At 37.3% G+C, this 22596-nt stretch carries 16 protein-coding genes and 1 tRNA gene; 3 read left to right on the top strand and 14 right to left on the bottom strand.

The window, feature by feature from the left end; genetic code table 11:
- Positions 1 to 12: 12 nt before the first annotated feature.
- From G7Y56_RS02785 to G7Y56_RS02765, 5 genes are all read right to left on the bottom strand, one after another.
- A complete protein-coding gene (locus G7Y56_RS02785) occupies positions 13 to 3471 on the bottom strand; it encodes a polysaccharide lyase family protein (protein WP_255498620.1) in 3459 nt (1152 codons plus the stop codon).
- 93 nt (positions 3472 to 3564) lie between these two features.
- A complete protein-coding gene (locus G7Y56_RS02780; RefSeq protein ID WP_165040903.1) occupies positions 3565 to 6252 on the bottom strand; it encodes an ROK family protein in 2688 nt (895 codons plus the stop codon).
- A 197-nt stretch (positions 6253 to 6449) separates the two neighbouring features.
- Positions 6450 to 8132, bottom strand: a complete 1683-nt coding sequence (locus tag G7Y56_RS02775; protein ID WP_255498619.1) for a PNGase F N-terminal domain-containing protein — start codon at positions 8130 to 8132, stop codon at positions 6450 to 6452.
- A gap of 4 nt (positions 8133 to 8136) precedes the next feature.
- Positions 8137 to 9261 (bottom strand): Gfo/Idh/MocA family protein, encoded by a 1125-nt coding sequence (locus G7Y56_RS02770; RefSeq protein WP_165040901.1) that lies wholly within the window; start codon positions 9259 to 9261, stop codon positions 8137 to 8139.
- Positions 9262 to 9278: 17 nt separating this feature from the next.
- Positions 9279 to 11450 carry a helix-turn-helix domain-containing protein gene (locus G7Y56_RS02765; protein ID WP_165040898.1) on the bottom strand — a complete coding sequence of 724 codons (2172 nt, stop codon included), beginning with the start codon at positions 11448 to 11450 and terminating at the stop codon, positions 9279 to 9281.
- 265 nt (positions 11451 to 11715) lie between these two features.
- Between G7Y56_RS02765 and G7Y56_RS02760 the strand changes: the two genes are divergently transcribed.
- Both G7Y56_RS02760 and G7Y56_RS02755 read left to right on the top strand, forming a co-directional pair.
- Positions 11716 to 12261 (top strand): TetR/AcrR family transcriptional regulator, encoded by a 546-nt coding sequence (locus tag G7Y56_RS02760; RefSeq protein WP_165040896.1) that lies wholly within the window; start codon positions 11716 to 11718, stop codon positions 12259 to 12261.
- 81 nt (positions 12262 to 12342) lie between these two features.
- A complete protein-coding gene (locus G7Y56_RS02755; RefSeq protein ID WP_165040894.1) occupies positions 12343 to 13317 on the top strand; it encodes a beta-ketoacyl-ACP synthase III in 975 nt (324 codons plus the stop codon).
- 195 nt (positions 13318 to 13512) lie between these two features.
- Here G7Y56_RS02755 and G7Y56_RS02750 read toward each other — a convergent pair whose 3' ends face one another.
- Genes G7Y56_RS02750 through G7Y56_RS02740 form a run of 3 tightly spaced genes read right to left on the bottom strand, consistent with a single transcriptional unit; the run spans position 13513 to position 16235 of the window.
- On the bottom strand, positions 13513 to 14652 hold the full coding sequence (locus G7Y56_RS02750) for an acyltransferase (RefSeq protein WP_165040892.1): 1140 nt from the start codon (positions 14650 to 14652) through the stop codon (positions 13513 to 13515).
- A gap of 53 nt (positions 14653 to 14705) precedes the next feature.
- Positions 14706 to 15317: a hypothetical protein gene (locus G7Y56_RS02745; protein ID WP_165040890.1), complete on the bottom strand. Its 612-nt coding sequence runs from the start codon at positions 15315 to 15317 to the stop codon at positions 14706 to 14708.
- 39 nt (positions 15318 to 15356) lie between these two features.
- Positions 15357 to 16235: a HEPN domain-containing protein gene (locus tag G7Y56_RS02740; RefSeq protein ID WP_165040888.1), complete on the bottom strand. Its 879-nt coding sequence runs from the start codon at positions 16233 to 16235 to the stop codon at positions 15357 to 15359.
- Positions 16236 to 16481: 246 nt separating this feature from the next.
- Here G7Y56_RS02740 and G7Y56_RS02735 point away from each other — a divergent pair, with 246 nt between their 5' ends.
- Positions 16482 to 16853: a hypothetical protein gene (locus G7Y56_RS02735; RefSeq protein ID WP_165040886.1), complete on the top strand. Its 372-nt coding sequence runs from the start codon at positions 16482 to 16484 to the stop codon at positions 16851 to 16853.
- 149 nt (positions 16854 to 17002) lie between these two features.
- Here the strand turns inward: G7Y56_RS02735 and G7Y56_RS02730 are convergent.
- From G7Y56_RS02730 to G7Y56_RS02705, 6 genes are all read right to left on the bottom strand, one after another.
- Positions 17003 to 17089: transfer RNA gene (locus tag G7Y56_RS02730), tRNA-Ser, on the bottom strand.
- 80 nt (positions 17090 to 17169) lie between these two features.
- On the bottom strand, positions 17170 to 18177 hold the full coding sequence (locus G7Y56_RS02725) for an aspartate-semialdehyde dehydrogenase (RefSeq protein WP_165040884.1): 1008 nt from the start codon (positions 18175 to 18177) through the stop codon (positions 17170 to 17172).
- A gap of 119 nt (positions 18178 to 18296) precedes the next feature.
- On the bottom strand, positions 18297 to 19712 hold the full coding sequence (gene rlmD, locus G7Y56_RS02720) for a 23S rRNA (uracil(1939)-C(5))-methyltransferase RlmD (protein ID WP_165040881.1): 1416 nt from the start codon (positions 19710 to 19712) through the stop codon (positions 18297 to 18299).
- A gap of 105 nt (positions 19713 to 19817) precedes the next feature.
- Positions 19818 to 20414, bottom strand: coding sequence for a hypothetical protein (locus G7Y56_RS02715; protein ID WP_165040879.1), 597 nt, complete (start codon positions 20412 to 20414; stop codon positions 19818 to 19820).
- A gap of 12 nt (positions 20415 to 20426) precedes the next feature.
- On the bottom strand, positions 20427 to 20915 hold the full coding sequence (locus G7Y56_RS02710; RefSeq protein WP_165040877.1) for an RNA polymerase sigma factor: 489 nt from the start codon (positions 20913 to 20915) through the stop codon (positions 20427 to 20429).
- A 133-nt stretch (positions 20916 to 21048) separates the two neighbouring features.
- Positions 21049 to 22530 carry a peptide MFS transporter gene (locus G7Y56_RS02705; protein WP_165040875.1) on the bottom strand — a complete coding sequence of 494 codons (1482 nt, stop codon included), beginning with the start codon at positions 22528 to 22530 and terminating at the stop codon, positions 21049 to 21051.
- Positions 22531 to 22596 lie beyond the last annotated feature (66 nt).

Raw genomic sequence — 22596 nt, 5'->3', positions numbered from 1 at the left:
TCTTATCTGATATTACAGTTTCAATCTGATAAATTTATTCTCAAACGGCTTGAATTTAAACTCTTTCAATCCGCTTTGTTCAACTTCTTCTATAGCATTAACAATAGAAAATGTCAGTGGATTTCCATTGCGATCCAAGATACTAAAATTACTTTCCACTCCATCCAACTCCCTAACATTTATCAGAATATATCCATCCTCGATAGAAGGTGTAGAAGATGTCATCAAGAAGTTTTCTTTGTTGATATGGAATGCAGAATAGTCTGCCGCCTTACCATTATCTTTACCCACAGGCATCACTCGTGCATATAGTGGAACACGTGAACTCCATCCAAACTTTGTAGCTTTAGTATTCGACGTATCATCAGAAGAAGTCAAATAATAACTCCAACGGAATTCGCCTTCTTGCGATGCACGGAAATTTGTAGTCCAATAGTTATTCATCACATACGAGAATACGTGAGGTTTTTCATATTCTTTTTTATATTGAAACGGTCCGGTTAAAATAGAACCTAATTGAACCAGTGGAACAATATCGCTACCTACTATAAACTGCGCTTTATCATTTCGGGCAGTCACAAAGTTCTGAACAGTGTTCCAACTTGTAGACGTTCCAGTCAATTGATTTTCGCCAGCAGTCAAGATGCCACCCTGCACATCAAATGCCAATTTAGAATTATCCAGTTTGAATGGGAAAGCAACATAAATAGCTGTAGGATCTGTCTCGGGTAGTCTTTTCATTGCATAAGCCAACTCGATACGTTTTGTATTATGGAACAGACGAACTTCAATTTTCACTCCGAATTTTTCTTCACAGCATCCCGATTTTCCTTCAATATTAATCGTTTGATAAATTGAACCACCAGAGCCTGTATTCACACGGCAATTGGTCAATCCATTGCGTTGATAGTCGGTCACAACATAGCGCTCCATCTGCTGACGGTTATCGAGTTTCTCATATATAAACTCACCTAAACCCCATTCGGAATCAGTGTCAACCATTTCCTTATTAAGCTGCTTATCATACAGGCTTACAATAGCTCCTTTATCAGAATTGACAACCAATCTATAGAATTCATTTTCCAATACACCTATTGCAATATCTTCTATAACAGATGGTTTTTTAGCTGCAGATAACTTAGGTGCTACAGTTTTATCTTCTATAATCTCATACGTGTTATAGCCCATCGCAGGAATATTTTCAGCATAAATAGCATAATATGTTCCTTCGTTACGCGAACGGATAGGTTGCGTTTTTATCGCCTTACCGTCTTTATCTATCAATTTAAAAGGTTTATCGCGAGGAATAACTTCATGATCGATATACATAACAATCATCTCCGAACGCACCCAGCTAAGTGTATTGAAGAACGTAATAGTAGGGTTCTTACCTCTCATCAAATCACCTTGAAGTATACCTCCTGATGTTTCATAAAGCATCTGCGTATTTTTCAAAGCATCCCATACGTAAGCCGATTTTTCGGCCCATTGTATCTGACTATTTTCAGCCATCGGATCGCTAATACTTTCCGCTGCACCAAATGTATGCTCATCATAGAACAGTATATTTTCGTGAATGCGACGAATCTTCTCATGTGTTTGGGCAGGCAATAATAATCCTTTAAGACGAGCCATGGACAATAAGCCTTCTACTGCGATTAAATCAGAATGAGTTTTGCGGGAGGCACCTGTTTCTCTGGCTGCCGAACCGAAACCATCCGTCCACCAGTCGGGATATGCAACACGTTGAGTTTCTATTTTATCTTTATAATTTTCCGTTACATAATCCATAAATTCATGAGCTAAAGAACTTCTGAGTTTAGGGTATGCGTATTTTTCATTCCAATCACGGATCAATCGGCTTTCTACCATCGAAGGAGGCGAATTGTCTGTAAAGTATCCCGAATATTGAACACCGACCGCATCGAACGGATAATCACGATTATCTAAATTCTGCAAATAATAAAATACACGCGGAGCGATCTTGTCGGCATCGCCATGTTCTATACCGAAGAAGTTACCTGTATTATAATGATCGGCACGATAGGTATAAATCGGTTTTCCCGATGGTGATTCCCAACGGAATACAGTTGGTTTATCGAATGGGATCAATGCCCTGTGACCATGCTCTCCCATCCATACATATTTCACACCAAGATCGGGAAGGTAGTCAGCCAAACACCATGCAATACCGTTCACATCGTTTTGCATCGCTGTATATACAGGAATATCGCGTTTCTTAAATTCACGAATAGGTTCTAAGAATGTCTTGAAAGAGTTCTCATCAACAATCTCCGACATGTTGAAAAACATCGCGGCAACCTCAATCTGCCCGTTATCTATGTATTTCTTTAGCTTATTAATCTGTTCCTGCGGACGATTATGCAAATATTCACGCACAGCCCAAGCGGCTTCGCATGTCCAACGGAATTTAGCATCATCGGGATAATTCTCTGTAAGTTCACAATATTCGATAGCATAATCTATATAACGGAGATGCTCCGTTAATATTTCTGTTTGAGGCTTGGTATAACCTATATCGGTATGTGTATGTTGAACAAGATACATTGTCCACTTCTTAACAGGGGCCAGTTTTATTGTGGTAGCATCTACAACTTTCGATTTAGATACAATTTCTGCCAACACATTTTTATCAGCTGTTGCTTCCGGAACTGTCATTTCCAATGTATTTACACCTTTATTCAGTTTGTAGTTAGCGGTAGGAACACCTTCCATTTTGACACTTACAGTCTGAGGTTTATTATCCCAATTAACTACATAAAGTTTTAAAGGTTGACGGAGTTCTTTATTCTTACCATATATCAAAGCAGGAATAGCTGTTGTACCGAAAAGAGTAACACTCTTCGTTGGTTTTGCTAAAACTACTGATTTGTCGGCTGACAATTCAATATTATCGAAAGCAAGCCAACTACCGTATTCGTTACGGATAACGAGTGTATTATCGCCTTGCTTCAAGACATTAGCAGGGATTGCGACTTCGACAAACAGGTCTTTTGAATTGATCTTCTTATCAGACAAAAAGCCATTATTATTCCCTTTAGGGCTCTGAACCTTTACTGAATAACCATTTACATTTACCTCTAACAACGGTGATAATGTATGTGTTTCTAATATATTAATCCGAAGCTTTGCTGTAGTATTTCCCTGCACTTCTCCGAGACCAAAGCGAATAAAAACCTGATTGGTGTTTCCAGCCCACGAATCGTTAAGACCCGGAAGAAAAAACGGAAAATCCGAATCCTTATTTGTTCCCACTTCATAGATTATTGCTCCATCTTTGTAGGTGGTTGCAAAATCTCTATACTTAGCATCATACAGCGCAAATTCTTGTGCGCTCTTATCATTTTTCCCTATCTGCCAGACAGAACGATAAGCATTTTGTCCCTTAACCTCGTTTACGAAAACGAGGCTAAGGAACAGAATAATACAAAAACTCATTTTATTTCTCATAGTTTTTGATTTAAGGCCAAACAATTAAGGTTGGAAAATCCAATTAATTGCAAGCAAATAATATAATATTAAAAACACTTGTATTACGAATATTTATCGGACCAAAGACATAACCATCATGGCTTTCTCTTTTCCATTATTCTTTATTCTATAGCTTTCTGCAGCAGCAGGGATCACAAATGTTTCGGCATAATTGAAATTATGAACCATTCCATTTTTAGTCTCTATTGTTACAGAATTACCCTCCACCATCATCCATACATGACATTTATTATTATTTTCCATCGTAATTTCTTCATCAAAAGAATATCGATATATATCGTAAAAATGCTCTGCATGTGTAGGCAGCTTCTCTAGGGTATAATCTTGTGTTTGTTGTATTATGGTTGGGTGCGATATTAATTCTTCTTCTACTAATTTACCCTTACGTTCGAAATTCACATTCTTCATGCCATGATCGATATTGATAGGACGTGGACGACCATCGAGGTCTAAACGTACCCAATCATACATTTTGAAGGTGAATATATATGGTGCACTGCTTATTTCGAGCACAAAGTTATCTTTTCCCGAGGCATGGATTGTTCCGTTAGGGATAAGATATAGGTCATGCTTCTTCGCATCAAATTTCTGAACATATTTCTCGATATCAATCTCCTTAGCTGTTGCTTCACTTGTTTTAAGTGCGTTGTGAAATTCTTCGGGGTCGATATCCTCTTGGAATCCAAGATAAACATGAGGCTCATTTTTGCAATCAAGAATATAATACGTTTCATCCTGAGTGAAAGGCATACCAAATTCTTCTTTTATATACTCGGGTCTTGGATGGCATTGAACAGATAGATTTCCGCCGTCGAATGTATCGAGAAAATCGAATCTGATAGGAAAATCATATTTAAATCTCTCGGCGCAGTCACCAAGAACATCTTTATAACTATTGAACATAAGGAAGTCGAATGAAACTTCGAGACGGTAACCGTCACTATCGAAGAGTAAGCCATTTTCGAGCACCATCAGTTCGAAAGACCATGCCAGATTAGGAACATCTTTATTCAATCCTTCGATTTTCTCTTTCATCAACGATCCGCCCCATGCTCCCGGCTCGAACCAAGGACGAACGCGGAACAGATTTTGCCCCATAGATGATAATCCTTTTCGCAAATCATCTCCCGACATATATAAATAATCATCCGGACGTTGCTCATCTACAATCAAGTCGATAGATGGCAAAACACTACACTTATGATGATTAAGTACAATCCAATCTGCAAAATAGAAGCGTTTGTACATTATTCTATTGTCTTCCGTCTTATCAGCTCCGAGGTTGAACGCCTTTCCTGCTCTCATTCTGAATTGCAATTCATTCTTAGGAAGGTCTACATAAATCAAAGGCCCATTCCATCCTGCGAGTGTGGCTCCGCAACCAATAATAATGTTAATATCTGAATCCTTATCGGGTTTTATCTCTTTTAGCTTATCAGCATCAAACCAATCGATCAGACTTTTATCTGTTACCTTACCAAAGATAGAATCCTCTTCGCCCATGTAAGGTTTCAGCATTTCTGCGATATATTCCGGGCTGTGCATGGCAGCTTCGACATGAAACCATGATGCTTTTTTTCCTGCTTTACGGAGTTCTGCATCTATATTTTTCACAAAATCATTCCAAAATACACCGACATAGCCATCTATTACCACAGTTTTGTGTAGCATTATCCAAGATGCAAGGCCTTCACTACCTTGTTTTATCTTCCCGTTTCCAATCGGAAATCCCGGATATATATCATATGTACCTTGTGTTGTAGGTGTAGCCTTTTCAGGCATCAAAAATTGTGTTGTCTTTCTTTTCACGTCCGCTTTCTCTTTTATAATATTATCTGTTTGTTGTTTTATAGCCATGGCTGCACCAACAATTGGCGCTTTATCTTCAAGCTGAGCTATTTTAATTTCAATATGTTTAAATCCTTTATTCGCTAAGTTTGTTTTCAATTTATCCAGAAACAGATCTTCTGATTTAGCAATATTCCCTCCAATGATAAGTACATCAGGTTGAAAATCGAAAAACCAAGGAGTCATAAAATCGGCTAAATTATTAGCAAATTCATCGAATATGGCGAGTGCATGTTTATCGTTATTACGGGCAGATACTGCAACTTCCTTTACACCTTTCACTTCTATTCCTGACTTCTGATTATAAGCAGAAGCAAACCAACGAGTCGAAAAGCAATCGTCTGCTATTTTATCCCCAAATGGTATATTATATAAATATCCATTCTCGGGAATACCATTACCTGCAACTGTTTGAGGAATACCACCTATTAAAAATGTAGAACCAAAACCTGTACCTAAAGCTAACAATATTGTTTTCTTACTATTCTTGGCTGCACCCGAAAAATATTCACCCAAAGCAAAACCTGTGGCATCGTTGTTGAATATTATCGGTTTACTTTCATCGGGGAAGACCTTTCTGAAAGCTTGCTTTACATTAAGACCAAATATCGATTCAAATTTCTGAACCCCTTCTATTTTAGAAATACCATTTTGATAATCGAATGGACCGGGAATAGCAACTCCGATACCGAGCACTGCATCTTCGGATACTGTATTTAGCATATCCTGTATAGCTGATTGCCAACCGGAAATAATTTCATCGGCTGTGCCTTTCGAATCTATTTTACGATCATATATATTGTCGTCCGCAATCTGTCCTGTTATATTATCAACAAATGCAGCAGAAATATGTGATCCTCCAATATCAAGTCCCAGATAATATTTTTTCATTCTTATAACTAATAAAATACACAATCAATATGTACATACATATATACATTAACAAAGAAAGTAATATTATTCGGAATACCCAAAATATAATCGCATTTTTTAATTAACAAATCAGATCAAAAGAAAAATAGCCTTGGGTAGCATATCAACCCAAGGCTATTTATTATATAATAGAATACAAATTACATATCACTGAATCATTTGGCTCTATCTCCGACCAAAACACCGGAAGTGCACCAATAGCTAATGCTCGAACCTGACGGATCTCCCACAGGAATTGCAACTCGAACTTGGTGTTCACCTGCTTTCACACTTCCCAAATGAATAAAAACAGGACAACTCACAGCTCCGGGACACCAACCAGAACGGCTCAAGTCGGAAGATGATAAACCATTAGCAAAATTGCCGGATGCCGGACTTAGACCACGATAACTTGCGCAATCTTCGCGCCATGGTGTATAAGCCATAATACGTGTACCATCCATAAATATCTCGTTTAGTTTAGGATTGAACTCATCGCCACCACTCCAGCCACCATGCCCTGTCGATATATAGCGGATATAAGCATTCTCTAAATCGACATCGGTTTTGAAATTAACTGTAAGAGAATCATTCCTAAACATTCCCCCGGGATATGCCTGACCTCCCATCTCCAATATATTAACAGTCGTAAAAAGAGGATAAATCTCTTTCTCTGCCTCTCCTTTGCCTATAGGATAATATTTTATTTTTAAAGACACATTATGTCCGTTTTCCGAATAATTACCAATCCATGCACCAACCCATACTTCACCTTTCAATTGCTTAGCATAGTCTGTCACTTCTTGCTTAAAAACAATTGAATCGGGCCAATTAAAATCGGCAACCTCAATATGATTAAAACCTCTTACACCAAATGAGGTATAAAACCGCATTAATTCCAATGGAGGAAGATAATCCGATGTAGCAACCATTCCTTCATAGGTATCACCATGCTTATCTGCATACTTAGGCAATGCGTCTTTCCCTTTCAGCAAACCATCTAAAAATGATTGTTTACGATCAGTCGGAATCACAAATACTGTACCCGTACGGTCATATGCATCACCTTCGGAATGTTGTGCCAGTTCTGTAAAGATGGAGTAGGTAGAATTATCTTCGAGTAATTTTACCTTTTTCAATACAATAGACCCATTGGCAAATTGCATTACTTCTGTATCATTTAATACCTGAAGTTTAGGAATATCTCTAAAATAAATACTTTGATTACTAAACACATCAACCGATATAACCCCACTTTGCTGTATCTTATAATTGAATGCAGATGCTTTCAGGTCTTCCCCTTCTAATACAGGCAGCAAGCTCACTTCATTTTTAAGTAATTCTACCTTAGATGCTTTTTCAATACTTTGACCATTACGAACGACCTTTAGCACCACACCGTCGGGAATAGCAACCCCCGGTTGCATAGAGCCTTTAACCCCTAATTCGGTAGTATACCATACTTCCAATGTATTCGAATTGATAATGGTCTTTACTTTTTTACAATTATAGCCTGCAATCACTTCGGTTTCAGACTGGGGTGTCAACTTATCATTCAAAACAAAGGTGCGGGTTGTAAATATCTCCTCCCCATTCAGTTGGGCGACCTTAATCTCTTTATTCAAATTGAAATCGAGATAAGTCTGCTGAACAGGCGCATTTGCATTCCTGCGTCCCCCTTGAGTTAATATTTTCGCAACATTATTAGATATTTCCATCACAGTATGAAAGGAGGTATCTATCTGATTGTTGAAACTTCTCTCATAAGTAATGCGTACAGTTTTAAAATCTTTTTTAGATACTGCCTGCATATACGACACAAGGCAGAATAGTAGAGCCAAAAATATACTTCTTTTCATCAGTTTAATATGCTTTATTTGGTTTTAAATTTACTATAGTTCCTGTTTTTGCACTTTCACGTGCGGCATCCAATATTTCAACGACAATCAGGTTATTCTCCAGTGACGACAAATCATATGCACTAACCTTTATGTCTCCTCTAATTACTGCTGCAAAATATTGAAAAGGATCATTGTATGGTGCCGGCAAAGCAGATAGTTTTTCAGATGTTGTTTTTCCCTTAGGTAAACGAAATGAGATATTATCAGCATCGAGAGCCTTCACATATCCTGTCGCCCCATACACTTCCATATCTTTACGACCAAAAGGCCAATTCCACGAACCTTGTATAATTGCCTGCGATTTTGGATATGCAACAACAATAGTCGCTTCGTCATCCACCTTCGGATAAATATCCGGTTTTATCTGTTGTAGTGTAGCCGATACAGAAAGAGGACGCTCGTTTTTCATCAACCATGTCATAAGGTTAGCTCCATAGCAACCAAAGTCTACCACTGCACCTCCACCATTTAAGACAGGATCGGTCAGCCAATCGAGAAACTCTATATTACAACCAATTTCTTTAGGTCCTTCGTGCCCATCGCAAATAATTACTTTGCGAATATCACCAACCGCATGTTGCTTATTAACCATATCATAAACCTTATGATTGCTTGCATACCATGTAGTTTCATAATTTGTCAGTACTGCTGTTTTATATTTATCTGACAGTTTTGCCATTTTCTCGGCGTGTTCCATATTAACAGCCAAAGGCTTTTCGACCATAACGGGAATACCTTTTGGCAAACATGCTTCTACTGTACTTAAGTGCTCATAAATGGAGTTAAATGCCATTACACCTTCGGGCTTGGTTTTTGCAATCATTTCTTCAACAGTGCTATAAACAATACTCATATCGAAACCGTATTGTTTAGAATATCGCTGAGCTAAATCCAGATTACTTTCGGCAATACCTACTATTTGTACAGGAGCATTCACCTTATTTATATTCTGTAGAAGACCATGCACATGTGCATGAGTTAAGCCATCTATACCTATATGGACTGGCTTATTTTGAGCGGAAGTAGAAATTGAAATAACACCTATTAAGAAGACGAGAGAGAATAATTTTTGAAGTATTTTTTTCATGGCAAATATATTTTCGGTTATTTTAGCGCATTGTTATTCAAAAATTTAAGATAGTTCAACATCGCTTTTATGTCGAAATAAGAATATTCTTTAGGCAAACTTTCTTTTATCGGACCAAGTGGTGAATTTAAAGAAAACTCTTTTAATCGAGGCTCTAAATATTGTTTTTTTTCTTCCGAAATCAATTGAGTAATTTCGACCTCTCCTGTCAGGATAAAACTAACCAAATGATTTTCTATAGTCACAACTGTCAGGTTACGTTCCGCAGCAACGTCTTTTATCGATTTACCATCAATAAACATAGACAAAGTTAAGCGTTGACTATCCCCTTTCTGTGGTTTTGTTTTCGATTCTTTCTCCGGTAATTTGGGGGCTTCTGGTAATTCCGATTTAGGAAATACAAGATCAGCCGTCAGATTAATATCGCCATAATAGACATTTTCGAGTTTTGCAAGAAAGTTTGTTATAGTTATCTGAATATCTGTTGCTTTACGCAAGTACAGCTTCACTTTAGAAGCATTCTTTAGTCCGCTTAAATGTTCTTCGAGAGGAAGAATTATTTTGTTCTGTATATCATTATGGAAATAAAGTACTGCCTTCTGAACACGGTCTTTCAATCTGGTTACATCAGGATTCGGCATAGACAGCATCTTATCTAACTCTTTACGAAAGTTACGGGCTATATCTTCCTGTTCTATCACTTTATTGCACAATTGTGATATCATAGTCCGCACTTCCTCCTGATTCGGAATCTTCTTTTCTGATGCCAATTCGTAAAATGCCCGAAGGCTTCGCACCATTGGCGACCAGTCGAATGTTTTCTTTAGTCGTTGAGCTGTGTATCGAGGTTTTTCGTCATCAAGAATACTTTCCAAGAAGTCGAGATTTTTCTCCTCATTAGTAAAAGCCAGAGCCTCTTTGTCTGTTTGGATGCTGCTACTCGTAATACGTGAATAAAACACAATGCCATCAAGAGTAGTACAGCGACTGAGAGCCACATACACCTGTCCTGCGGCAAAGGCTTGCCCTGCATCTATTACGACCCGATCGAAAGTCAATCCCTGACTCTTATGTATGGTAATCGCCCATGCCAGACGAATTGGATATTGAGAAAATGCTCCTAATTCCTCTTCCTCTATTTCACCCGACTCGTTATTGAGCGAGTAACGGACGTTACGCCATGTTTCTTGCTCCAGTTCCATTTCGGAGTCGTCATTGAAACGAACGAATATTTTATCTTTTGCCAGATAACTGACCGTCGCCAGTTTACCATTGTAATAACGTCTGCTTTCTCCTGCATCGTTACGTATAAACATTATTTGTGCACCGAGTTTCAGGGTAAGATTCATTTCTGCCGGAAAAGCATTTTCTGCAAAATCGCCACTCACGTGCCCTTTAAAAACGAAAGTCTCATCGGTTAAGCGAACTAATTCTTCATTGTTTATCTTATCGGCTTTATAATTATGGGTACAAAGCGTAACATATTTATCATCTTCCGACGGTCTGAAAGTCGGATTGTAGCGTTGATTGAGAATATCTAAATCCTGACTGGTAGTACAGTTGTTGCGAATACGGTTCAGTATACCGATAAATTGCTGATCGCTCTGTCTGTATATCGTTTTCAGTTCGATATACAAAGGCATATTATCGTTCAGCACCTGTGCATGAAAGAAAAACGGAGAGGCGTAATATTCTTTCAACTGTTCCCATTCAGCTTGTTGAACAACGGGCGGTAATTGAAACATATCGCCGATAAATAACATTTGCACTCCGCCAAAAGGTTCCTGACGGTTACGATAGCGACGCAACAAATGATCTATCGCATCCAGCATATCGGCACGGAGCATACTCACTTCGTCGATGATAAGCAAATCGAGCTCGCGCAACATCTCAATTTTCGACTTTCGCAATTTGAAATGATATTCGAGTTTCTTTTTCCCTTCGAAGTTTGGTATAAACGGTTCGAAAGGGAGTTGTAACAGAGAATGTAATGTCACCCCTCCTGCATTAATTGCAGCGACTCCCGTAGGTGCGGCCACAATTACATTTTTATCTACATTCTTGCGAATATGATGGAGAAAGGTGGTCTTCCCTGTACCAGCTTTACCTGTCAGAAAAACAGATTGCGAAGTATTGCTAACAATATCGGCTGCGAGTGTGAATATTTTGTTCGGTGTGTCAAATTCCATTTTGCTCTTTTCTTTCTACAAAATTAGCCAAAAAATACAAGATTAAGGTCACAGACCTGTTTATTATCCATCCATGCACGCAGCCCTTTTTAATCTCCACAAGGAAAACCTCTTACTTAGGTCGATCGGAGAGGGTAAACATGCGGTATTCAATATGTTATTTTACTAAGATATAACTTTTCCGCAAACTGAATAGGTAGATTGCAGGTATAATTATTATCACAAATTATACTTACTACTAAGTAAATAATTATATATTTGCAGAATGAAAGATACCAGAAGTGAAATAGTGCGCCTAGCAAGTGAATTGATACGATCTGTCGGTTACAATGCCTTTAGCTATACAGACATATCGAAGCAGCTCAATATAAAAAATGCTGCAATACACTATTACTTTCCTGCAAAATCGGATCTTGGCATCGAAGTCATCAAACAAAACTCATCTTATTTCACCAAAAGAATAGAACGGTGGAAAAATTTAAGTAACAGGAAACAGTACGTAAATTATATTACGATGCACGATGGTTTTATAGATACTTACTGGACATGCATTGTCGGCTCGCTTGCACCCGCTTACGATACTCTCCCCGAAAATATGCAAAAAGAATTACAGAAATTAGTCGATCTCATTATCGATTGGCTGACAGATATATTAATGAAAGGGAAAGAGAATGGAGAGCTTATTTTCAGTGAACCTCCCAGAACAAAAGCCTATATGATTCATTCTGCTTTACTTTCGTCCCTACTTATGAATAAAGTTTTGAGAAACGATGTATATAAATCTATACAGGAAGGTTTATTAAACATCTAAAAAAATTTACACCGGACACTTACTTACTGGTAAGTATATTTCAACTAAATAATCAATTGTATTAACCAATTTATCATAAAAATGAACGCAACAATAACTTCAATCGGTATTTATCATCCCGAAAAAGAAATACTTAATTCTTATTTCGAAAGCTATCTCGAGACATCCGATAAATGGATAAAAGAAAGAACAGGAATCGAAAGACGATTTTATTCAGCCCCGAACGAATATACAAGTGACATGTGTGTAAAAGCTGCACAGAGCCTGTCTCAAAACTACAACAAAGACTTGAGTGATATCGATTTCGTTATCGTGGCCACAAGCACTCCCGATCAGGCTATGCCAAGTGTAGCGAGCCAAGTACAATCACGATTGAAAATCCCACATGCCGGAACTATTGATATTTCGAGTGCATGTGCCGGATTTGTGAATGGAATTATTCTGGCTAAGGGATTAATTGCTTCGGGAACACATAAAAAAATTCTGGTATTCGGTGCAGATACTTTATCTAAAGTAACCGATTTCACCGACAGATCGACATGTATCCTTTTCGGGGACGCGGCAGGAGCTGTTATAGTAGAGGCGTCGGACGAGAATTACCTGTTTAATACAATAACAGGAACAGACGGCGATTATGGAAAAGATTTATATCTGGCGAATCAGGAAGCCCCAATAAGTGGTATGGATATAATTGCAAATAACAAACTCCATCAAAACGGGCGGGTTGTCTACAAATGGGCTATACAAACCCTTAGCAATGGGGTGAAAGAATTGGCGGAAAAGAATAATACAACATTAACCGATGTAGATTACCTGATTCCGCATAGTGCAAATTACCGATTGCTGGAAGCTGTTTTCAGCGAGCTTAACGTTTCTATGGATAAGTGCTTAGATAGTGTGAGATTGTATGGAAATACATCTGCCGCATCGATCCCATTAGCATGGTACAATGGAATAAGGGATGGCAAAGTCAAGCTGAAAGATAAATTGATGCTTGTCGGTTTTGGCGGCGGCTTCACTTATGCAGGAATCTATATACAGAATAATATAAAATAATTATCGATGTATTATGTTACGCTAAGAAGCTAAAATCCTAAATCACTCTTTGTCATATCGATACACAGTGAGGGATCTGTCTATTCTATAATAAGGAGTAGCTGAGATCCCTCACTGCGTATCGGGATGACAGAGGGTGGTTTAAAAATTAAAACAAACTCTATACATTATTTTAATAAATATGCAAGCTCTACATTATGCTATAAAACGGCGCGTCAACTTGAAGCATGCCATTGCACGAACGATCAGATAACTGATAAGGAAAGATGAACATGCCATACCAATAATTCGTACAAACGCAGGTAATGAATGTACCATCTCGAACAAATCATACGCTACCTGTACAAAAACAAAATGGCACAGATATACACCGAATGTGAGTGACGCCACACGCGATAATCGGGCAGAAGACGGAACTTTTATTTTTTGCACAATGACAAACACAGGGAATGTCATCATAAAGACATTAATACCGGCGAAATACCATACGATTTCGAGATTTGCATAATTGCCCGGAAAATATTTCTGAGTCTGGATAAAGCCCAAAAATGTAATCAGAAAGCCAATCAAGAACATAGGAATCGTAATACTTAATGTTTTTTTCCAACTCCAGCTAATCGGATGTTTAACCAGATAATAGGCTAAAACTAAATAACCGATAAATCCCGAAACATAATAAAAAGTACCATAGTCGTTCCAATCGCAAATACCGAGAAGCCCCATATTACCAAAATTTCCTGTATAGCCTAAGAATGGAGCAGCCATTTTCAGGTATGGAAGGACTAACGAGATTCCCCAGACAAACAAAAAGAGTTTTATTTCTTTTTTAGTTGCCTGCTGTAACCATACCCCAAGAATCGGGATAACCAGATAAAGCCCTATTAACATATAAAGATACCACAGGGGGATAGTATCAAAATTAAAATTGAAAATAAAAGTATATAGTTTGCTTAATGTAGCTTTTAGTGTATAACCATCCATCATAATACTCGGATTGGCAGTAGACGGATTGATAAAATTTAAATAAATAAAAAACAGGATAGGTAAAACTATCGACCAAAAAATAAGAGGCACAACAATACGCCCGATACGTTTTTTATAAAAATCGAGCATACCTATACGCACAGGGAAAAGCAAGACACCTGTCATCATTACAAATAAGGGTACGCAACAGCGAACAAGGCTGCCAATGGAAACACCAGTCAGAAAAGAATTACGATCTGTTTCGAATTGAGCCACGAAGGGGTCACAACAATGAGATAAAACGACCAGAAAACAGGCAATAATACGCAATAGGTCTATCCAACCTATACTTTCTCTCTTTTTAATTTCCATACTATTAGTAAATGATTAACTATATGCAAAAGAAACAACCAACCAGTACTTTGCTAATCAATGTATATATCGGATACTTTTGCATAACTAATTTCAATATCTGCCTCAACCCAAATTCTATCTTCAAAATCATACAACTTAGTCGATAGATTTACTTGAAAAGAGTTCTCATCAATCCTCGAAGCTGAATTAATTACTCCATACTCTGAATGATAATCAGGATTATTATCTATAACTTCTATTTCATTATTAGGTTTAAGATTATAAGAATAGTTGATAAATTGCTTCATATAATACATTAATACAGGATTACCTTCATCCTCATTGAGGAGAATCTGATAAGGATAATTAAATGCAATTAATCTAGCATCATTCGATTGTTCGGGCAAAGGTCTGACCTCTGCAAAACTCGGAAATGAATTAAAATTGTAGAAATTAGATATAACCTCTCCGTTAAAAGCATGACGACTAGATATTTCCATTAAAACATTGTTCGATTTAATCCCATCGTTATTCATATCAATTGGTATAGACGACTCAATAGCAGTAATCTTATAATAACCTGCAAATTCATCAATAACGACTTGATCTTTATTATCATCACTACAAGAAATAAAGAATGCAGCAAATAAAATAATTACAGATGAGAATTTTATAGTTTTCATAGATTTTGATATTTATGTATTGTTAGAATATCTATTTTTTCATTTCATCTCCCCATATTCTCTAATTTTATCCTCACAAATCTCCTTTACAATATCCCGCAATAATTCAACTTTAGGAATTAGAGCATCAATATCTTCTTTAGTCACCAGAAAATTCGGATTATATCTAGCTTCGACATAAGCATCTTTTAGCAAGGTGAACAGCCGTTTTTCTTCGGCAGTGTGTCGGGGAAAAACTTGTAACAACTTATCCGAATGCCTTTTTACGGATGAAGATAGCTTTGCCAAATTATGTTGTTTGTTGCTCCTTAATGTAAAGGATAAGCGAATTGCATAGTAGTAATTTTCACAAGCTTGATGAAGATTGAATGAAGCCATCGCATATTCATTTTTATCATACATGAATACAGCTTGTTCTAGAAATAAATTTCCTCGATGAAACTTCTCGTCAAAATACTCATGAGCCTGTTTTTGTATTTCATCAAAGTTCAGCTTTCTTCTTCGGGCTAATTTATACTTACCGCTGTCGTAAAGGACTATACCTTCCTGCTTGATTTGGGTATGAAAATACCTGCCTTCTTCGAGAGCTTTATTTAAGATTTTAATATCGTCATTGATAAACTGTACGGGGGTTTGATGGTCGGGGTCTTTGTAGTAGAGATCATCTATATTATCGAGTATGTTCCCGGCTTTTTTGTCACTTATGCCACTTGTGATAACATAAATATCATAGTCCGACATAAACGAAGTAGGAATACCAAATTCGACCCGCTCGTCATATTCTACATATTTACCTGTAGCATAACTTCCGTATAAGATAATCATTTCCGTTTGCGGAATCCGTTTGTTGATCTCTTTTACAAGGAAATATAAATCTTCCTGTTTACGCTTGGGTAAGTATGTGATTGACTTCTTCATCCTATTAATATTTTACAACTTCAAAGATATAAACAAAAAGGTCTGTGACCTTAAAGATATGAAAAAAGAAAAAATAGCTGTTAACATTTTAGATGAAATTGTATATTTGCATTTACATCCTGTTTTTATACACATTGTTAGTCCGTACAAAGTGAATAAGATAGAGAAGACAGGGATATAAATAATTCAGTTCTATTATTATTAATACTAGCTTGATTAAATAATCAGGCTTAAAAACGGACATATATGACTCTAGAAAACTTTATAGAATTAATCGGATATGCTTGTTCTACATTAAAACTTTCGCACACCGACATACAAACCGAGTATTCAGATTACCCTATCTGTATAACAAATTATGTTGAGAAAGGAATCAATGATAAGAATATCGAAATAAGATTTGATGGACACAGTGCCTCACTTTCGGCTTTTTTCAACGATAAAGATGTATGCGATTTTGTAATTTTACATCCCGATAAGATTGAGAATATAGATCAGATCCTTTCATATCTATCTGAAAATTACAAATATGACTTTCTGAAAAGCTGTTGGATAATATCCAATTACAAAATTGGATTAGACGAGATGGAAGGAGGGATCGTTTTCAAATTTTGTTGACATAAGCCTCTATCACCCTTTTAAGCATAGATTACTACCCAGATATATATTTATATATTCATTCGGACAAAAAAGAAGGACTAAAACGAGATTTCATTCTCTATTTTAGTCCTTTTGTCTTGTATCCAACTGATTATTAGTTGACTTTGCGGAAGCGGGGGGATTCGAACCCCCGGTACAGTTACCCGTACGTCAGTTTAGCAAACTGGTGGTTTCAGCCACTCACCCACACTTCCAAGACCACAAAAAAGCATCATTTTGCTCAATTGCGATGCAAATATAATCGTTTGTTTTGATTATACAAACAGTTTACGCCTTAAATAGCTTTTTCTTTAATCAAATATTCGGCTATCTGTACTGCATTAAGGGCTGCACCCTTCTTTATTTGATCTGCAACTACCCAGAACGTCAAGCCATTCGGGTTAGAAATATCTTCGCGAATACGGCCTACATATACAGGGTCTTTTCCTTCGACAAACAAAGGCATCGGATATTCTTTTTTCGACGGCTCATCTTGCAAAACAATACCTTCTGCTTTTGCAAAAGCTTCGCGGGCTTCCTGCGGAGAGACAGGTCTTTCTGTTTCTACCCAGATAGCTTCGGAATGCGAACGCAAAACCGGTACACGGATACATGTTGCACTCACTTCGATATCCGAATGCATTATTTTTTGAGTCTCGTGATACATTTTCAATTCCTCTTTTGTATATCCGTTATCGGTAAATACATCGATCTGAGGGATCAGGTTATATGCTAGCTGATAAGCGAACTTATCTACTGTCGCTTCATCTTTATTCGCCAATTGCTTAAACTGGCTGATCAGTTCGTCCATAGCAACAGCACCGGCTCCCGATGCAGCCTGATAAGTGGCCACATGAGCACGTTTGATATGAGAGATTTTCTCTATCACGTCCATAGCAACAACCATTTGTATAGTCGAGCAATTTGGGTTTGCTATAATTCCTTTCGGGCGAACCTTTCCATCCTCGCCATTTACTTCGGGCACAACCAACGGCACATCCTTATCCATACGGAAAGCACTCGAATTGTCTATCATTATTGTGCCATGCTTGGTAATAGTAGAAGCAAACTCAACAGAAGTACTTCCACCTGCCGACGTAAAGGCAATATCTATTCCTTTAAAATCGTCGTTGTGCTTGAGTTCCTTTACTGTATATTGCTTACCACGAAAGTCGTAAGTTTTACCTGCACTACGGGCAGATCCAAATAATACCAGTTCCTCAATCGGGAAATTACGCTCATCTAAGACACGAAGAAATTCTTGTCCTACAGCTCCACTCACACCAACAATAGCAATTTTCATTTTCTAAATTAATATAGAGTAATATGTTTATAATAAAATAACGCTGCCAATCGAAAGAAAAGCAGCGCTTGCAAAGATATAAATTTATCAGCTATCTAGCATTCTTTCAATTCAATTTGTTACTTTTTCACAAGTAAAACAACATTTTCGACATGGTGCGTATGCGGAAACATATCCACAGGCTGCACCTTCTCCACTTTGTACTTCGCATCCAACAACGATAAATCGCGAGCCTGCGTCGCAGGATTACAGCTCACGTAAACAATACGGTCGGGCTCTGCAAACAGAATAACATTCACCACATCATCGTGCATACCTGCACGGGGAGGATCGGTAATAATAACATCGGGGCGACCATGTTCGTTGATGAAATCCTGAGTAAGAATATCCTTCATATCGCCTGCATAGAAGAGCGTATTATCGATATTATTGTTCTCCGAATTTACCTTTGCATCTTCGATCGCATCTTCGACATACTCGATACCTACTACTTTCTTAGCCTGACGAGCCACGAAATTGGCAATAGTGCCTGTACCTGTATAAAGGTCGTAAACAAGCTCATTACCCGTCAAACCGGCAAAATCTCTTGTTATTTTGTATAGATTATATGCCTGCTCGCTATTTGTCTGATAGAAAGACTTTGGCCCTATCTTGAATTTAAGACCTTCCATCTCTTCATATATATGATCGTTGCCTCTCCAAGTCAGCACCTCCTGATCAGTAATTGTATCATTCGCTTTCTGATTGATAATATATAGTAACGACGTTATCTGTGGAAACTGATCGGCAATAGCTTTTAGCAAATCCTCACGTTGATCTTTATCGTCATCATAAAACACAACGATAAGCATCAGTTCGCCTGTTGTAGATGTACGTATAACAATGTTACGCATCAGTCCGCCCCTATTGCGAAGATCGAAGAACGAATATCCTTTATCGTAGCAATACTGACGAATAAAATTGCGTATATCATTCGACACGTTATCTTGTAACCAGCACTTATTAATATCCAATACTTTATCGAATGCCCCGGGAATATGAAACCCTAAAGCATTCATATTCATATCTGCAAAATCACCCGCAGCACGAAGCTGCTCTAAAGTCAGCCATTTCTTATTCGAGAAAGTAAATTCCAACTTATTACGATAGAACTGCGTTTTCTCCGAACCTAGTATAGGCATTATCTCGGGCAAATCGACCTTACCTATACGTGTAAGGTTGTCAGTCACCTGTTTTTGCTTAAATTTCAATTGTTCTTCATAAGGAAGTATCTGCCATTTGCATCCGCCACAAGTACCGAAATGTTCGCAAAAAGCATCGACACGCATATCCGAATATTTCTCGAAACGAAGAACCTTGCCTTCTGCATAATTCTTTTTCCTGCGATTCAGTTGCAAATCGACAATATCGCCGGGCACAACAAAAGGAACAAAAATGACCATGTTGTCCATCTTTGCTATTGCCTTTCCTTCTCCAGCTACATCTATTATTTCTACATTTTCTACAATCGGATTGTCTTTTTTCTTCCGTGCCATTGATATTTCTTTAGTTTTTTAGATGGTGCAAAGATAATTAAAAAAGATACTGCTGAATGCATAAAGATTCAACAGTATCTAAACTATAAATATTGTAGACGATTCTTAGTCCTTTTCTTCTTCTAATTCTTTCAATTCATCTAAGCTTTTGAGTATCGAATTAATATTCTTATCGTATATTTTCTTGTATTGCCAGAGAACTCCCGTTATACATAGCAAAAACACACAACCCAGAAAAACCCATAAAAAGACAGGAGCATTTAAAGATGCATAAACAATAGCACAAAGAATAAATAGAATCGGTATTATCAGATACATCATAAATTTTTCACGCCTGATATAAAGATTAAACCTATTAGTACACAAAACATTATGTTTAATATCTTTATTTAAATCAATTTTCATCAATAATCGTAATTTTATAACAACCCAAACCAATACTAAAACACAAATAAAAAGAAGAAAACACATAAAGTGAGTATAAAGCTCTGAAATTTTAGAGCTCTCTATTACATATACAATAAAAGGTAAAAAAAGTAATATAACAACAAGCCCAAGCATCTCCATATTTACAAGCTTATTCAACGACTTACTTGTTTTCTCTTGTAGCATTTTTTTTATTATAGTTTCTTTAAGCATCTCCTGTTTTTCAAGTTTTTCAGTCAATGCCTGCCAACTATTTTTCAATTCATCCATTTCCATAATTTCAATACATTAAAGATTCGACATTTGTTTCAGTTTTTCTTTGGATCGTTTGAGCTTTGTGGCCACATTACTTACTGTCAATCCTGTTATATCAGCTATTTCCTGATATGATTTTTCTTCGAGATAAAGCAAGACGATTGCTTTTTCCATTGTTTTTAATTGATGAATAAGGCGATACATCTCTTTTATTTGCTCACTCATATCCTCGGGGGCGGGCAAAGATTCGTATAGAGCCGAAGCAGACATTCCTTTAGGCTGACGGGTTTCTTTTCTCAATCCCGAAACACATGTATTTAGTGCTATCCTGTATATCCATGTAGATATGGTACACTCGTTTCTGAACTTGGGAAAAGCTGTCCATAAATTACATACCGTTTCCTGATACAAATCTGACAGGGGTAATTCATCCGAAAAATAAAAGGAACATACTTTATAAATAATCCGCTCATTTTTGCGAATTATCTCTATAAACCTATTCTCTAAATCAATCTTATCCATCAATCAATCTTTTATATATTAGTCGTCAAGAATAAATTAAAATGACATCGCAGATGAAATTATTTTTATCGGAAAAATAAAAACCCCGGATTTGAAATTAAATCCGAGGTCTATATATCAATATTATTAGATATTATGCATGCGTTATTTTCTTTGCATCCAGTCGTTTTATAACCTGCCCGTATATAATAAGTGCAAGAGCCGAAACAAGCCCTATGCCAATAAATACAAACCACAAATAATGAGCGTGTTCTGTTGCAGCAGCATAATCTGTTCCTATCGGAAGTTTTTTAGGGTCGGGACAGAATGTTTCCAAAAGAAATCCCGAAATACCAAAAGCAATCAATGAAGACACAAACGAGTGCAAGTGGCTGAATCCAAGATAAAGCCCTTCTTCTCCTTTTGGCGATTGTAAAGAGAAATACTCTAAGAATCGAGGTGAAATAAAACACTCGGCCAACGCTTGAAGCCCAATACCAATAATCATCATAAAAGTGATTGGATGCATACCAAGTATCTCGCCAACACCTTCATTTGTCAACATATTACCTCCTGCCATAACAAGAGCGGAAATAGGTATAATAAACATACCGACAGTTATAGAAGATAGCGCCGAACGTTTCTTCATTATTGTAGTAACGAGATTCACCAATAAGAATACGACTAACGGATTCACATTGGCAATCCATCCCGGAGAAGCACTTTCGCCTACCATACGAATCACATATTTGGGCATAGAAGCATACATTTGTTGCTGAACAGTCCAAAATCCACTAGTAATAAGAATTAAAGCAACAAGACGACCATTGCAACAAACTTTCACAAGAGCAGTCCATATTTCAGAAAAAGTTTTCCCTTGTCCGTCAGTCTTAGACGATTGATATAAGAAATAAACCACAACCAAGGCAACCAAGGTCATCGATGCCGAGAAATAATTGAGATAAACCAATCCCTGATCACCAATACTTTTACGAAGTGGGTCTACAACGGTTTTACCTGTAAATGCACCGATGTTTACCATCATATAGAAGATAGCGAATCCCCTTGCTCTGGTTTCGGCAGTTGTTTCTTTGGCTACGGTTCCCGAGATTACAGATTTTATAAAAGCACCTCCCACTACAATAAACAGCAGGATGGGAACTATAGTCCAACGTTGAAAACTAGTTTCGAGCCCGGTAAAAATAGTATGTTTACCAAAATCACCGACTCCTATCGATTTAAAAAATGTGCGAAATGTTGCAACAAGACTACCCGGCTCAATTTCCGTCAGATCAGCATTAAGACCTACAGCATTACCGGCTCCATATTCGACAAGTCCTGCACTTTGAAGTAAAGTCGGAATAAATCCCAACCCGAAATAACCAATGGTTAGAAGACCAAAAGCAGTCATTATGGCTCTTCTAAAGCCAATCTTATCAGCATAAGCACCAACAAATGTAGGCAAGAAATACAATAAAGCAGAGAATACACCGGCTATTATACCGGCCTCGATGTCTGAAAAGCTCCATACATTAGATAGATACAAGGTCAACGAAATAAATATGGCATAGTATGCCAGTCGCTCTAGTAACTCAACGGAGTTAGCGACCCAAAACGCTTTTGAAAATTTAACCATTTAAAGGGATATTTTATTGATTTTATAATATTCTAGTCGCAAAAATAAGAAAATAATCAGGTTAAG

The sequence above is a fragment of the Dysgonomonas sp. ZJ709 genome (genome assembly GCF_011039195.1).
Taxonomy (GTDB): domain Bacteria; phylum Bacteroidota; class Bacteroidia; order Bacteroidales; family Dysgonomonadaceae; genus Dysgonomonas.
Note: the sequence above shows the minus strand (reverse complement) of the source record. Positions and strands in the feature narration are given on the sequence as shown.

Bases quoted from the DNA above. Each gene is read 5' to 3' on its own strand.
- G7Y56_RS02740 (WP_165040888.1), bottom strand. From the start codon at position 16,235: ATGAAGAAGTCAATCACATACTTACCCAAGCGTAAACAGGAAGATTTA.
- G7Y56_RS02715 (WP_165040879.1), bottom strand. From the start codon at position 20,414: ATGGAAATGGATGAATTGAAAAATAGTTGGCAGGCATTGACTGAAAAA.
- rlmD (WP_165040881.1), bottom strand. From the start codon at position 19,712: ATGGCACGGAAGAAAAAAGACAATCCGATTGTAGAAAATGTAGAAATA.
- G7Y56_RS02755 (WP_165040894.1), top strand. From the start codon at position 12,343: ATGAACGCAACAATAACTTCAATCGGTATTTATCATCCCGAAAAAGAA.
- G7Y56_RS02745 (WP_165040890.1), bottom strand. From the start codon at position 15,317: ATGAAAACTATAAAATTCTCATCTGTAATTATTTTATTTGCTGCATTC.
- G7Y56_RS02705 (WP_165040875.1), bottom strand. From the start codon at position 22,530: ATGGTTAAATTTTCAAAAGCGTTTTGGGTCGCTAACTCCGTTGAGTTA.
- G7Y56_RS02765 (WP_165040898.1), bottom strand. From the start codon at position 11,450: ATGGAATTTGACACACCGAACAAAATATTCACACTCGCAGCCGATATT.
- G7Y56_RS02760 (WP_165040896.1), top strand. From the start codon at position 11,716: ATGAAAGATACCAGAAGTGAAATAGTGCGCCTAGCAAGTGAATTGATA.
- G7Y56_RS02770 (WP_165040901.1), bottom strand. From the start codon at position 9,261: ATGAAAAAAATACTTCAAAAATTATTCTCTCTCGTCTTCTTAATAGGT.
- G7Y56_RS02725 (WP_165040884.1), bottom strand. From the start codon at position 18,177: ATGAAAATTGCTATTGTTGGTGTGAGTGGAGCTGTAGGACAAGAATTT.
- G7Y56_RS02780 (WP_165040903.1), bottom strand. From the start codon at position 6,252: ATGAAAAAATATTATCTGGGACTTGATATTGGAGGATCACATATTTCT.
- G7Y56_RS02775 (WP_255498619.1), bottom strand. From the start codon at position 8,132: ATGAAAAGAAGTATATTTTTGGCTCTACTATTCTGCCTTGTGTCGTAT.
- G7Y56_RS02785 (WP_255498620.1), bottom strand. From the start codon at position 3,471: ATGAGAAATAAAATGAGTTTTTGTATTATTCTGTTCCTTAGCCTCGTT.
- G7Y56_RS02750 (WP_165040892.1), bottom strand. From the start codon at position 14,652: ATGGAAATTAAAAAGAGAGAAAGTATAGGTTGGATAGACCTATTGCGT.
- G7Y56_RS02735 (WP_165040886.1), top strand. From the start codon at position 16,482: ATGACTCTAGAAAACTTTATAGAATTAATCGGATATGCTTGTTCTACA.
- G7Y56_RS02710 (WP_165040877.1), bottom strand. From the start codon at position 20,915: ATGGATAAGATTGATTTAGAGAATAGGTTTATAGAGATAATTCGCAAA.